This window comes from Kitasatospora sp. GAS1066B (assembly GCF_041262605.1).
GTDB lineage: Bacteria > Actinomycetota > Actinomycetes > Streptomycetales > Streptomycetaceae > Kitasatospora.
The window spans coordinates 1-12,601 of the sequence record NZ_JBGCCO010000047.1 but is presented as its reverse complement, the minus strand read 5'-3'; the positions used below and the strand labels follow the sequence as shown (position 1 = coordinate 12,601).

Sequence of the window (12,601 nt, the reverse complement as noted above, 5' to 3'; positions counted from 1 at the left end):
ACGGGCACGGCAACGCAAGACTGCGACACAAGGGCCTCCTGAGCAGCTCGTTCGGTCTCACCAACCCTGAGCTGGCCAAGAGGCCCTGCCTTCATGCCGCACCCGCCGGAGATCACCCGACCGAGTCGTCCCAGTCGAACCGATGTCCACGGCGGCGCTGAGTATCCGGTATGCCGCCCACTGCCGGTGGCCAGCAGCTGCACTCAGTGGGCGCATGGTTCTTGCCCCGGGCGTGAGAGCAGTGGAGGCCGAACTGGCTGCCTCTCCCGAGTGGGGGCCCGAGAAGTACGCCAGCATCCGCCGGCGCTTGGAGGGCGGCACCTCCGCCGGGCAAGACGGGTAGGTGCCCACGGGGTGCCGGCTCGGCGTTTGAAGGCCGCGCCGGCGCCCTCCGTGCCGATGGCTGTTGACGTCTTCCAGGGATGGTCCGGCTCTGCTTGTAGCGGGTTCGGCCGCCTGATCAGGCACTGCGGAACGCCAGGACCACGTTGTGGCCGCCGAAGCCGACGGAGGTGCTGAGTGCCGCGCTGACGCGTTCGTGGGTGGCGGTCTTGGTGACCAGGTTCAGGTCGAAGGCCGGGTCGGGGGTGTCGAGGTTGGCGGTGGGCGGGATCAGGGAGTGCTGCACGCTGAGGATGGTCAGGGCGGCCTCGACGGCGCCGGCCGCTCCCAGCGAGTGGCCGAGGGCTCCTTTGGTGGAGGTGACGGACGGGCCGTGCGGCAGTAGGGCGTTGATCGCGTCGGCTTCGACTGCGTCGCCTTGGATGGTGGCGGTGCCGTGGGCGTTGACGTAGCGCACGTCGTGCGGGTTGAGGTCGGCGTCGGCCAGTGCGGTGCGGATGGCCTGCTTGATGCCGCGGCCCTGCGGGTGGGGGCTGGTGGGGTGGTGGGCGTCGGTGGCGGAGCCGCATCCGGCGAGCAGCGCCCGGGGCGGGTGTCGGCGGGCTGCGGCGTGGTCGGCGCGCTCCAGCACGAGGACGGCGGCGGCTTCGGCCAGTACGAAGCCGTCCCTGGTCTGGTCGAAGGGCCGGGAGGCGGTGGCGGGGTCGTCGCGTCGGGTCGACAGTGCGCCGAGTTGGGCGAAGCCGGTGGTGATCAGGGGTGTGGTGCATGCTTCGGTGCCGCCGGCCAGCACGATGTCGCACTGGCCGGTGGTGAGCAGGTCGCGGGCGACGGCGATCGCGGTCGCTCCGGAGGCGCAGGCGGTGCCGGTGGCCAGGGCGGGGCCGTGGGCGCCGCAGGCCATGGCGATCTCGCTGGCCGGGGTGCTGGGTCCGATCATCGAGATCAGCAGTGGGGAGATCCGCCCTGGGCCGCGCTCGTGGAGTTCGCGGCCTTGGCTCTCCCAGGTGTGGGAGGCGCCCAGGCCACTGCCGATGACGACTCCGACCCGGGCGGCGTCCCAGGCGAGTGGGTCGAGCGCGGCGTCACGCAGTGCCTCCTGGGCGGCCAGCAGGGCGAGGTGGGTGGAGCGGTCCAGGCGGTGCGCGATGCGCCGACCGAGGGCCTGCGCCACGTCGAAGGCGGGCACTCTGCAGCAGAAGTCGACGGGCAGTCCTGCGAGTTGGTCGCAGGTGGCGGCGGTCGTCTCGCCGGCGCAGACGCCTCGCCAGGTGGCTGCCGCGTCGATGCCTGCGGGGGTGAGCATGCCGAGTCCGGTGACGGCGATGTCGGGTCGGCTCATCGCGTTCCGGTCCTGCCTCGTGGGTGCTGGGGGTGGATCCGGGTTTCGAGTGCCGGCAGGCCGGTCATGGCGTCGTCGTCACCGGGGTGTCGTCGGGCAGGGGGTGAGGTGTGCGGCGGCATCGGCCAGGGTGGTGTCCAGGGTCCAGCCGGTGGGCAGTGGGCTGGTGTCGTCGGCGAGCATGACGGTCAGCTCGGTCATCGAGAGGGAGTCCATCGCCAGCTCGCGGAAGGTGGTCTGCGGGCTGGCGTGCGAGGTGTCGATCCCGATCTCGAACAGCAGCTCAACGATCCTGTCGTACACGGGGGTTCTCCGGTCCGTCGGGGTGGGCGCGGCCCGGCCGGGGTGCGGCCGGGCCTGCGGTGGTTGTGGTCACGGGCGCGGTACGGAGTCCTCGGCGTTGCGGTCGTGTGCGGCGGCCAGGTCGGCGAGGTGGGCCGAGAGCGCGGCGATGGTGGGGTGGCGCCGCATGTCCGTGAGGGGAAGCGCCAGTCCGTACCGGGCTTCCAGGTCAGCGGTGAGCATCTGCTCCTCCAGGGAGGACACGCCGAGGGCGTCCAGGGGCACGGTCGGCTCGATCTCCTCGGCGGGGATCTCCAGCAGGGCGGCCAGGCGCAGGGTCAGCCAGCCGGCGACGTCCGCAGGGGCGGGGGCTCGGGTCACGGGGTCGTCCTGGTGTCTGTGGGCGCGGCCGGGGCGAACCGGTCGGTGAGGTAGCGGTCGCGGCAGTCACCGCGCCTGAGTTTGCCGCTGGTGGTGCGCGGCAGGCTGCCGCGCCGCAGTGCGAGGATGTCGTGAGGGCGGACACCGTGGTGCTCGCCGACAGCGGCCATGACCCGGCGACGCAGTCCGATGTCCTGGGCATGGCGGGGGCCGGCGGCCAGCTCCACCAGCACGACCAGCCGGTCACCCTCGCCGTCGCCGCCCGGTACCGCGAAGGCGGCCACCGCGCCCGGAACGGCTTCGGGGATCGCGCGGCCGACGGTGTCCTCGATGTCGCCGGGGGTGTGGTTGGCGCCGTTGATGATGATCACGTCTTTGATCCGGCCGAGGACGAAGAGCTCGCCGTCGTGCAGGAACCCCAGGTCACCGGTGCGCAGCCAGCCGTTCTCGAAGCCGTCGGAGGTCTTCAGGACTTGGTCGAACAGCTGGGCGCAGTCCTGGGGTTGGCGCCAGTAGCCGTTCGCGGTGTTGGGGCCGCGTACCCAGAGTTCGCCGACGGTTCCCGGTGGCTGCTCGACGCGGGTCTCGGGGTCCGCTACCCGCACGTCCTGGCCGACGGGCCTGCCGCAACCCACCACCGTGGTAAGCCGTGGCGGCGCCTGGTGGTCGTTCAGGACACGCACGTGGCCGGCGGCCAGCGCCTCGGTGTCCAGGCGCAGTTCGGTCCAGCGTTGCCCGATACGGTTGCACGCCACCAGCACGGTGGCTTCGGCCAGACCGTAGCTGGGCTTGAGGGTGTCGGGGGCCAGCCCGCCGGCGGCGAACGCCTCGGTGAAGCGGTGCAGTGTGCCGGTGCGCACCGGTTCGGCGCCGTTGGTCAGCACGCGGACGCTGCTGAGGTCCAGGCCGTCGCGGTCTGTTTCCGGGATCCGGCGTACGCACAGGTCGTAGGCGAAGTTCGGTGCGCCGCTGAAGTGGGCGCGGTGCGCGTCGAGCAGTCGCAGCCATCGCAGCGGACGCTGGGCGAAGGCCAGGGGGGACATGAGGGCGAGGTGCGCGCCGGCGAGGATCGGTGCGAGCACGCCGATGGACAGGCCCATGTCGTGGAAGAGCGGCAGCCAGCTCGCGACGGGGGTGTCGGAGGACAGGCCGCAGCCGTCGATGACCTGCCGGGTGCTGGCAACCAGGTTCTGGTGGGTGATGACGGCGCCCCGAGGGTGGCCGGTGGAGCCGGAGGTGTACTGCAGGTAGGCCGGTTCCGCGGGGTCGGCCCGGTACTGCGACCAGTGCGGTGCGAGGTGGGGTTCGGCTTCGTCGACCGGCCACACCTCGACCGGTCGGTGAGTCAGGTCCTGGCAGCTGTCGGCATGGCGGCTGTCGGTCAGCAGGCACACCGGGTCGGCGTCCGCGAGCACGGCCGTCAGCTGGGCGATGCGCCGGGAGTCCTCCGGCGGGAAGAGCGGCACCGCGATCATCCCGGCGTACAGGCAGGCCAGGAACCCCAGGCCGTACTCCAGCCCCTGGGGACAGAGCAGGGCGACGCGCGCTCCGCGCACAAAGCGGGATTCGAGGGCGGCGGCGAGCGCCCGCGCGCGCTGGTCCACCTCGGCGAAGGTGAGTGTCCGCCAGGTACCGTCCGGATCGCGGCTGTAGTCCACGAAGCTGAGCGCCGGGCGGTCCGGGCACCGTGCCGCGTGGCCGGTCAGCACCGCAGGCAGCGGCTCCCACTCCCACTGCCCGCCCGGCGGCGGGGCAGCGAGGCCGCGAGCGGACCGGTCGCGCATGCCGAGGGCCCCTTTCGCCGGGCAGCCGAGGTGAGGTGGGCGGCCGGCTGGGGCAAGGTGCGCGGCTGCGGGGCAAGCTGATCGCAACGCCGAAGCCCAGCGCAACCGCGCGAGCGGCGAGGGGTGTATTCGGGGCGGTCTTTCCCTCGTTCGAGCGATGGGGAGTTGACTGGCGCGCCGACGCGTGGTCAGCCGGCGTGGCGTAACCAAACCGGGCGCGGGACCGTTCGGTTGACAGAGAGCCTGCGTCGCGCGGCGGTGCGGCGGAGTCTGCCGAAGGGCCCAGGAGGCGAAGCAGCGGTGAACCAGGCGCAGGCGCCCGCCCCGGTGAGCGACGCCCGAAGCCCGGTGCGGCACATGGCGGAGAGCGACCCGGCGGCGGAACCCGACGCCGGCCAGGACCGGGGCATGCTGGAGTGGGCACGGCTGCGCCCGCACGACGGCTTCGTCATCGGCGCCGTCCTACGGCTGCGCGGCCCCGCCCCCACGCCCGGACGGGTCGCGGCCCTGGTCCGCGCTCGCCTGCCCCAACTGCCCGTACTCGCCGAGCACCTGGACGGCCCGGCCCGCCGGGAGCACTGGCGCCGCGCCGACGCCTTCGACGCCGCCCAGCACGTGCACCGCATCGACGGCCCCGCCGATCCGGCCCACTGCGCCGAGCTGATGGCCAACCAGCCGGTCCCGGCCGACCGGCCCCGGTGGGGCCTGTGGCTGATCGACACCGGACGCCACGACGAGTACCTGCTCGCCTACCGGGTCCACCACGCCGCCCAGGACGGCGCGGCCGTCGCCCACACGATCAGCCGCCTGCTCGACGCACGGGCCCCGGCCGTCCCGGCCGGCGACTCACCCACCAGCGGCCGTGGGGCGAGCACACCGCCCCGCAGCGACAGCCGCCTGCTGGCGGCGGCCGGCGTTCCCGCCGACGCGCTGCGTGCGGTCAGCCGGGCGTCGGGGGCCTCCCTCAACGACGTCTACCTCGCCGCCCTCGCCGGGGCCCTGCGCAACTGGCTGGCACCCGCGCAGCGGGACCAACCCGTTCCCGTGCGAGTCCCCTTCAGCCTGCGTCTGCGCCACGAGCGCCAGGACCGGGGCAACCGGATCGGCTACACGCGGGTGCTGCTGCCGGTGGACGACCCCGCTGCCGAGCGGCGGCTGGCGCGCGTCGCCGAACAGACCAACTGCCTGCCCCGGGACCGCACCCGACGGCTGCTGGAGCGCATGCCACCTGAGCTGATGTGGGAGCACACCTCGACCGTCGTCTCTCCCGGCGACGCCCTCGCCAGCGCCACCCTGCTGGGCATCCCCACCCCGCTCGCCTTCGACAACTCGCCGGTCACCGGCGGCCTCGCACTGCCCCCGCTCGCCGACGGCCACCTGTTCTCCACCGTTCTGTTCCTGCACGGCGGCCACGCCACCTTCTGCGCCACCGCGCAGACCCGGCACCAGCACGTCCGCGACCTACCCGGCCTGTGGGCGCGCGAGGTCCGCGAACTGGCCGCCACCACCCACCCGTAACCTGCGAGGACACCATGACCGCCGCCTCCCGTCCCACCGTTGTGCTCACCGGCGCGACCGGCGTGATCGGGACCAGCCTCCTCACCTCGCTCACCGCCCACTACGAGGTCACCGCACTGGTCCACCGACGCCGACCCGAGGGCGCCACCACCTGCCTGAAGGCCGACCTCACCTCCCACCGCCTGGGCCTGACCGCCAGTCAGTACAGGGAGTTCGCCGCCGGAATCGACGCCGTCGTGCACTGCGCGGGCCTGACCGACTTCGCCCCGCCCGACCTCGCCAGCTTCGACCAGGTCAACGCCGAGGGCACCCGCCGCATCCTGGAACTCGCCGAAGCCGCACACGTCCCCGTCATCCTGCTCTCCTCCGCCGCAGCCGCCTTCGACATCCCCGGCGAGGACCTGGTCGCCCGCTCCCTGCGCGCCTACAGCCACTCCAAACGCCGCGCCGAGGAACTCGCCACCCGCACCAGCCAACCGGTCGCCGTCGTACGCGCGGCCCTGCTCTTCGCCGCCCGCGACGCCGTCACGGCACCACGCCAGCAGTTCCCCCACGCCCTGCTCACCGCGCTGCTCCAGGACCGGCCCGGCGGCCTGCCCGTCCACCCCGAGCACTGGGCCGACATCCTCCCGATGGAATCCCTCGTCGACTACCTCACCGCACTCACCGCGGCGATGCTGCGCGGCGACAGGGCCGCACCCGGTCTCCACTGGACCACCGCCGGCCCCGCCCGCCTGACGGCAGCCGACCTGGAACGAGCCTGCCTCGACCACCTCCGGGAGGCGGGCCGCCCGCCGAAGGGACGACTGCTGGCCGATCCCGCGACGGCCCGCGGCCGCTCGCACGGCATGGCCCGGATCGCCCAACTCGGCCTCCTGCCACCCGAGGAGCCCGCACTTCCCACCGATCTGCTCCGCTACCTGCCGGCCCAACCGAGCCGCGCCGACGTGCTGGACGCTCTCGCCCACACCGTCCGGCGCTGCGCACCCTGGGCACCGTGCCCCGAGCGCCGGGGGCCATCCGGGTGATCACCGCCCGGACGGCGTTCCCGTGCGGACCGCCGGTCGTTGCCGGGGGCATGAAGATCTTCAACAGCAAGAAGCGCGTGGTCGCGCTCTCCTTCGCCGCGGTGGCCGTCGTCGGCGCCGGCGCCGTCCAGGCCGGTGCCATCAGCATCGACCTTCCCGTGCGCGGCAACGGCAAGGAATGCCTGGTGCCAGCCGCGGCACAGGCCCTGACAGACCAGCAAGTGACCATGGAGCCCATCGCACCCGCGACAGTCACCGGCGGCTGCCTCAGCTACCCCGGCTCCGGCACCGTCTCACCGAACCTCACGGGCGGCGAGATCCCGATCCGGGGCGGCGTGCGCTTCACCGGCGCGGGCCACACCCTCGAACTGACCAACATGGTCATCCACACCCGCCTCGGCGAAGGCTACACCAGCGCGGACCTCTCCCAGGACGGCGCGCCCGCCACGAACATCACCCTGTTCAAGTTCCCGGTCTCCCCCAGCCTGGTCACCTTCACACCGACCGCCGTCGACACCAGGAACATCCCGCTCAGCCTGAGCGCGCCCGCGGCAACGGCCTTCACCAACACGTTCGGCTCCAGCCCGGTGGCGGCCGGCGACACGATGTTCACCTTCGACGGTCACGCGGAGATCACCAACGCACCGAGCTTCCCAACGCTGCCGTAGCGGCAGGGGCGTGAGACCGGACGGTGCCCCTGCCCCGCCGGGGTGCCGTAACCGGTCCGTCGACCGTCAGCGTGGCGGGGAGCCGGTAGCCGGCCTGGGTGAGCCAGTGGGGGAGCCGGCTTCCGCGCCCGGCGGCATCGACCACGAGGTCCGCGCGGACGAGCAGTTCCTCGCCGTCCGGCCCGTCGCCTGCGCGCGGGTGGGCGGCGAGGGCGACGGTATCGGCCGCCGGGTCGATCAGCAGCCGCTCCGAGCCATCGGGTCCTCCGTCTGTCGTGGCCGGCCTCACCGTAGACCGGACGTTGACGGTGAATCATCACCTTGCGCGAGCTCTGGCCGGAACCCGCGGAGTGCCTGCTCGGCACGGTCGGGAGTGGCGTGATGCGACCTTCCCAAACTTGATGATGGCCTGACAAGATCGGCGCATGGCTGACAGATCATCAGCCGCCGGCGCATGTGAGCCGGCGGCGCTGCTGCGCTGGGCACGCGGGACGGGTCTGGTGGCCGACGCCCGGGACGAGCGGCGCCTGGAAGCGATGCGCCTGCCGGTGCTCGCCGCCGGCGCACTCCCGGACGGCAGCACGGCGGACGTGGAGCTGACGGCGCAGTGGGCGGCGTTCATCTGCTGGGTCGACGACCGGATCGACCGCCGGGGTCTTGGCTCGGCGCCGGGCGAGCTGGAACGCTTCACCGCCCCGCTGCGCCAGGTGCTCGTGCCAGGCGCTCCTGCGGCAAAGGCCCCGCAGGCGGTGCTCCTGGCGGGGCTGTGGGAGCGGACAGCCCCAGGCATGCCCGAGCGGTGGCAGAAACGTTTCGCCACCGATTACGGGGACTTCCTGGACGCCAGCGAGCAGGAGGCCGCCCTGCGCCGGGCCGGAGCGAGGCTGCCGCCGACGGACTACGTCGAACTGCGGCGCCGCACGATCACTCTGCTGCCCATGCTCAACGTCCTGGAACGCACCGGCCACGCCCACCTCGTGGAGGACCCGAGGGTGGACACCGACCTGCGCGACCTGCGCCGGGCGTTGGCCGACATCGCGGGCTGGGCCAACGACCTCGCCTCGCACGAGCAGGACAGCGCCGCCAGCCAGCACAACCTGGTCTCCCTGATCGCCCGCCGGGACAACTGCCCCACCGCCGAGGCCCAGATGCGGGTGGCCGCGATGATCGACCAGCGCCGAGCCGACTTCCACGCCACCGCGACAGCGCTGCGCACGACCTCCGACCTGCCGACCCACACCCTGCGCGAACTGCACGCGTACGTCGACCTGGTGGAGACCTTCATGGCCGCGACCCTGCACTGGCTGGCGAGCACCGGCCGGTTCGCCACCGACCCCGAGCCACCGCCCGGCATCCAAGATCCGGCCCCGCCGGACACCCTCCGTGCCGACGCGGCCCGGCGGCTGCGCGAGGGTGGCGGTGCGGACGGGCTCGCATGAGACCGGCAGCGGTCACCGCGAGCCTGCCCCGCTGGCCGCGCGACGCCTTCCCCACCGACCTCGCCACGGCCACCGACCGACTGCGCGGCCACCTGGCGGGACGAATCGAGGCGGACGGAGCCCTCCGCTCCCCGTGCCACAGCCGCGTCCTGGAATCCTCGCTGCTCAAAGCCCTACTGGATCGCACAGGCACGGAGCCCGCGGCGGGCGCCCGGCTCATCGACTACCTCGCGGCGCACCGCGACTCGACCCGACCGCTGGACCGCCTACTGGCCCGGACCGCCCTGGGCGACCTGACCACCACCGCTCCGCTGGACGTCGAGGACTTCCTCACCCACGCACCGGACTTCACCAGCGCACGCAAACACGCCCTACTCGACGCGGTCCTCCTGCTGCTCGGCGCTGCCGCCCGGCCCGCCAGGCTCCCGGGCCCCGACGCCTTCGCCCTGCACGGACTGCACCCGTGGGCACAAGTGCAGGTCACCGCGGTCAAGGCCATCCTCGCCCACGCCCACGGGCAGAACGCGCTCATCTCCGTGGGAGAGGTGGCCCTGCTGCGCTCCACCCAGCGTCCGGGCACCCTCTGGGAGGGCAACCTCCTCATCCACCTGTCCGTCCTGCACGCCCTGACCCCCGTACCCGGCCAGCACGACCTCGTCGCCGACGGCATCCGCACCGCACTCACGTACCAGCGCCCGGACGGCGGAATGCCGTTCATCGCCGACGAGGACACCTGGGTCACCGCCACCGCCGCAGTCGCCCTGCACACGGCAGGCGCCCCACCGGCCGCCCTGGACAGCATCACCCAGCGCCTGCTGCACCTCCAGGACCCCGGCGGCGGCTGGTCCTACACCGAAGGCGCCCAACTCACCGACGTCGACTGCACCTCCGCCGCGCTCGAAGCCCTCCACCTCGCCGGACCCGCCACCCACCGCGCCCCGATCCGCCGCGCCCTCGACCACCTGACGGCCCTGCGCGCCCCGGACGGCGGCTTCCCGACCTACCTGGCCGGCGCCCCCTCCGAAGCCTGCATGACGGCCGCCGCCGCCAACGCGCTCAGCACCCAGGGCCCGGCCCAACACACCGCCCTGGACGCCGCACTCGACCACCTCGCCTCCCATCAGCGACCTGACGGCTCCTTCGCACCCGACTGGAGCAGCAGCCGCCACCACACCCTCTTTCGGGCCGTCCTCGCCGCCGCCCACCGACCCGGCCCACCCCACAGCCCCGCCCGCCTCATCACCCGCCGAGCAACCCACCTGGTCCTCAACTCCCAGAACCCCGACGGAGGATGGGGTCACCAGGACGGCGACCCGAGCGACGCACTCAGCACCGCCTACGCCCTCATCACCCTCACCGGACACCCCGCCCACGCCCCCGCCGCCCGAGGCACCGCCTACCTGCTCACCCAGCAACGCCCCAACGGTTCCATCACCAGCATCCCGGACTCCATCGGACCCCGCCCCTTCGGCTTCCACGTCCCCGCGCTCGCCGACATCTTCACCCTCCTCGCCCTCGGCCACCTCACCCACCGCCTCAGCCCCGTGACGCAGGAACAGCCGGCAGGGTGACGACAAGCCAACAGAAGTCCGCCCGCCGAACCGAGCGAACACCAGACCGGAAAGGGCCACCATGCCCGAGCACCCAAGCACCACGCCTGCACTCACCAGCGAGTCGGTGGGAGACTTCTACGACCACATGGGGGCGTTCTTCGACGCCCTCTACGGCGAGAACATCCACTTCGGGCTCTGGGACGATGACCCGAACCCGTCCATGCCCGAAGCGCAGAACCGCCTCACCAACCGCATGATCGACACCCTGAACCTCCAGGACGACGAGTACCTCCTCGACGTCGGCTGCGGCACCGGCCACCCGGCCATCCGACTGGCCCAACGCACCCGCGCCCGGGTCCTCGGCGTCAGCATCAGCCCCACCCAGGTGGCCAAGGCCACCGAGAAGGCCAAGACCGCCGGCCTCGCCACGCAACTCGAGTTCATCCGGGCCGACGCCATGCACCTGCCCTGCGAGCCCGAAACCTTCGACGCCGCCTGGGCCATCGAAATGCTCTTCCACGTCCCCGACCGCATTCAGGTCCTACGCGAGATCCACCGCAGCCTCAAACCCGGCGGACGCCTCGTCCTCGCCGACTTCGTCCAGACCGCCCACCTCACCGACGACGACTGGACCCTCCTCACCCAGGGCTTCGCCTTCTCCTCCCTCCTGAATACCGACACCTACACCGACGTCCTCACCCAGGCCGGTTTCGAGGCCGTCCAGATCCACGACGTCACCAACCAGGCGAGGCCGAACATCCGCTGGATCGAATCCCGCTACACCGACCAACGCGACGACCTGACCGCCCACTACGGACCGGACTTCACCGCCCAGATGGACGAGCTGCTCCCCACCGGGGTGTCCATCTACACGGAGAAGCTCGGCTACGTGATCGCCGAGGCCCGACGGCCCATCGACCGCTGAGTTCGACCGGTGGGCCAAGTCCTCGCCAGGGCATGGCCCAGGTCACGCCGTGCGTCCGCCAGCGCGCGCAGGTGGGTCAAGGGCTTCCTGGTGACCAGCGTCGTCCACATCCGGCATACGTGGACGAACCCCTGCCGCCGGACAGAGCAGTTCGCCAACCCCGCGTGATCGGACTCGCACCTGCTGACGAGTATGAGCGGCCCCGGTCGCCCTGTGCCGTTCGGAGACTCATCGCTGCTGATCGGAGCAAGTCCAGTGGTGACGTCAGCGGTTCGTCCGCCGGGCTGTACAGCCCCGTCGCCGTGGCGCAGCGATCTGGTGGTTCGGAGACTGGAGGTGCCGTCCGAGGAGCCGGCGGACCGAGCGGATCAGGTGACAGCATCCGACGCGTGTGGACCGCGATCGCCCTGCACACCACCCCCAGCGCCCCGGAGTTCATCGAGCCGGAGGTGGCACTGGTGACCGCGGGCGTCGACTACGACGTCCTCGGCATCGGCTACCACGACGTCGACGAGGCAGACCGCGCGGCGATTGTCGCCGCGCACCCGCGCCCCAGCTTCAAGCAGCGCATCCTGGAGGCATTCACCGACGGGATGCGGTCCAGGCCGGAGAGCACGTTCGGCACCGTCAACGCTGATGTACTCGCGCACTACGTGCCCGGCTTCGAGCGCGGCGACTTCGTCGACACGATCCTGGACTCCCCCTGGGCCGAATAGCCACCCGCAAGCCGGCGCCCATGCCGCACCCCCGGAACTCGACGACCCCACCATCGACGGCTCACATCGAAGCCGCCCCGACTCGGTCCCGACGCGTGCGCCACCTGCGCCACCTGCGGCGCCATCGGTGAGTGCATCGAGGCATTCTCGGCAATGCCTCACAGCGGAGCGTGACCAGCGGAACGGTGTGGCTGGACTCGGCGGGCCCCACTGCGGGACACACGGATACTGATCGGCCGTCCGAGGCGAATCGTGACAAACCACGAGAGTTCCCGGTCCGTCGCGGACCGGGAACTCTCATGTCGTCACCGGCAGGGCTCAGCTGGGCTGGTCCCCGGTGTAGCGGAAGATCGCGCCGGCCCCGTTGACGCCCCACACGGTGCCGTCAACGCCCGCACCGATGTCGGACAGGGCGCCGGGAATGCCGACGAACGGGTTGGCGTCGTACCCGGAGTACCTGAAGATGGCGCTGGCCCCGTTGACGCCCCAGACGTTGGTCCTGGACCCGGCCGAGATCCGGGTCAGGCTGCCGGTGATCCCGAGCCAGGGGTTCGAGGAACCCTGGTCACCGGTGTACCGGAAGATGTTGCCGGCCGCGTTGACGCCCCACACGGTACCGTCGG

General features: G+C 72.2%; 11 protein-coding genes and 1 pseudogene. 7 read left to right on the top strand and 5 right to left on the bottom strand.

All coding sequences use genetic code 11. The features are described from left to right. Positions 1–460: 460 nt before the first annotated feature. The 4 genes from ABH937_RS34665 to ABH937_RS34650 form a co-directional block, all read right to left on the bottom strand. Complete coding sequence (locus tag ABH937_RS34665; protein ID WP_370220550.1) at positions 461–1,684, bottom strand: beta-ketoacyl synthase; 1,224 nt, start codon at positions 1,682–1,684, stop codon at positions 461–463. 78 nt (positions 1,685–1,762) lie between these two features. Then, the gene (locus tag ABH937_RS34660; RefSeq protein ID WP_280694334.1) at positions 1,763–1,987 is read right to left on the bottom strand and encodes an acyl carrier protein; all 225 of its coding nucleotides are present in this window, start codon (positions 1,985–1,987) and stop codon (positions 1,763–1,765) included. A 69-nt stretch (positions 1,988–2,056) separates the two neighbouring features. After that, positions 2,057–2,347 (bottom strand): acyl carrier protein, encoded by a 291-nt coding sequence (locus ABH937_RS34655; RefSeq protein ID WP_370220549.1) that lies wholly within the window; start codon positions 2,345–2,347, stop codon positions 2,057–2,059. Further along, the gene (locus tag ABH937_RS34650; RefSeq protein ID WP_370220547.1) at positions 2,344–4,131 is read right to left on the bottom strand and encodes a fatty acyl-AMP ligase; all 1,788 of its coding nucleotides are present in this window, start codon (positions 4,129–4,131) and stop codon (positions 2,344–2,346) included. The genes ABH937_RS34655 and ABH937_RS34650 overlap by 4 nt, the downstream gene beginning before the upstream one ends. A 300-nt stretch (positions 4,132–4,431) precedes the next feature. On the opposite strand from ABH937_RS34650, the gene ABH937_RS34645 reads away from it, so the two are divergent. The 7 genes and pseudogenes from ABH937_RS34645 to ABH937_RS34615 form a co-directional block, all read left to right on the top strand. After that, complete coding sequence (locus ABH937_RS34645) at positions 4,432–5,649, top strand: wax ester/triacylglycerol synthase domain-containing protein (protein WP_370220546.1); 1,218 nt, start codon at positions 4,432–4,434, stop codon at positions 5,647–5,649. Between the two features lie 14 nt (positions 5,650–5,663). Next, the gene (locus ABH937_RS34640) at positions 5,664–6,677 is read left to right on the top strand and encodes an SDR family oxidoreductase (RefSeq protein WP_370220545.1); all 1,014 of its coding nucleotides are present in this window, start codon (positions 5,664–5,666) and stop codon (positions 6,675–6,677) included. Beyond that, complete coding sequence (locus ABH937_RS34635; RefSeq protein ID WP_370220544.1) at positions 6,647–7,345, top strand: HtaA domain-containing protein; 699 nt, start codon at positions 6,647–6,649, stop codon at positions 7,343–7,345. Before ABH937_RS34640 ends, ABH937_RS34635 begins: the two co-directional genes overlap by 31 nt. 425 nt (positions 7,346–7,770) lie before the next feature. Then, entirely contained in the window at positions 7,771–8,784 is a 1,014-nt protein-coding gene (locus tag ABH937_RS34630) for a terpene synthase family protein (RefSeq protein WP_280694327.1), read from the top strand. After that, complete coding sequence (locus ABH937_RS34625) at positions 8,781–10,355, top strand: terpene cyclase/mutase family protein (protein ID WP_280694326.1); 1,575 nt, start codon at positions 8,781–8,783, stop codon at positions 10,353–10,355. The genes ABH937_RS34630 and ABH937_RS34625 overlap by 4 nt, the downstream gene beginning before the upstream one ends. Before the next feature lie 61 nt (positions 10,356–10,416). After that, positions 10,417–11,262, top strand: a complete 846-nt coding sequence (locus tag ABH937_RS34620) for a cyclopropane-fatty-acyl-phospholipid synthase family protein (protein WP_370220542.1) — start codon at positions 10,417–10,419, stop codon at positions 11,260–11,262. Positions 11,263–11,636: 374 nt separating this feature from the next. Next, positions 11,637–11,978 (top strand): annotated as a pseudogene (locus tag ABH937_RS34615) (diguanylate cyclase); the annotation flags it as partial. Positions 11,979–12,296: 318 nt separating this feature from the next. Here ABH937_RS34615 and ABH937_RS34610 read toward each other — a convergent pair. Continuing rightward, positions 12,297–12,601 (bottom strand): tectonin domain-containing protein (locus ABH937_RS34610; RefSeq protein ID WP_370220541.1); only part of this gene is annotated, 305 nt, incomplete at its 5' end.

Bases quoted from the DNA above. Each gene is read 5' to 3' on its own strand.
- ABH937_RS34620 (WP_370220542.1), top strand. From the start codon at position 10,417: ATGCCCGAGCACCCAAGCACCACGCCTGCACTCACCAGCGAGTCGGTG.
- ABH937_RS34630 (WP_280694327.1), top strand. From the start codon at position 7,771: ATGGCTGACAGATCATCAGCCGCCGGCGCATGTGAGCCGGCGGCGCTG.
- ABH937_RS34665 (WP_370220550.1), bottom strand. From the start codon at position 1,684: ATGAGCCGACCCGACATCGCCGTCACCGGACTCGGCATGCTCACCCCC.
- ABH937_RS34625 (WP_280694326.1), top strand. From the start codon at position 8,781: ATGAGACCGGCAGCGGTCACCGCGAGCCTGCCCCGCTGGCCGCGCGAC.
- ABH937_RS34640 (WP_370220545.1), top strand. From the start codon at position 5,664: ATGACCGCCGCCTCCCGTCCCACCGTTGTGCTCACCGGCGCGACCGGC.
- ABH937_RS34650 (WP_370220547.1), bottom strand. From the start codon at position 4,131: ATGCGCGACCGGTCCGCTCGCGGCCTCGCTGCCCCGCCGCCGGGCGGG.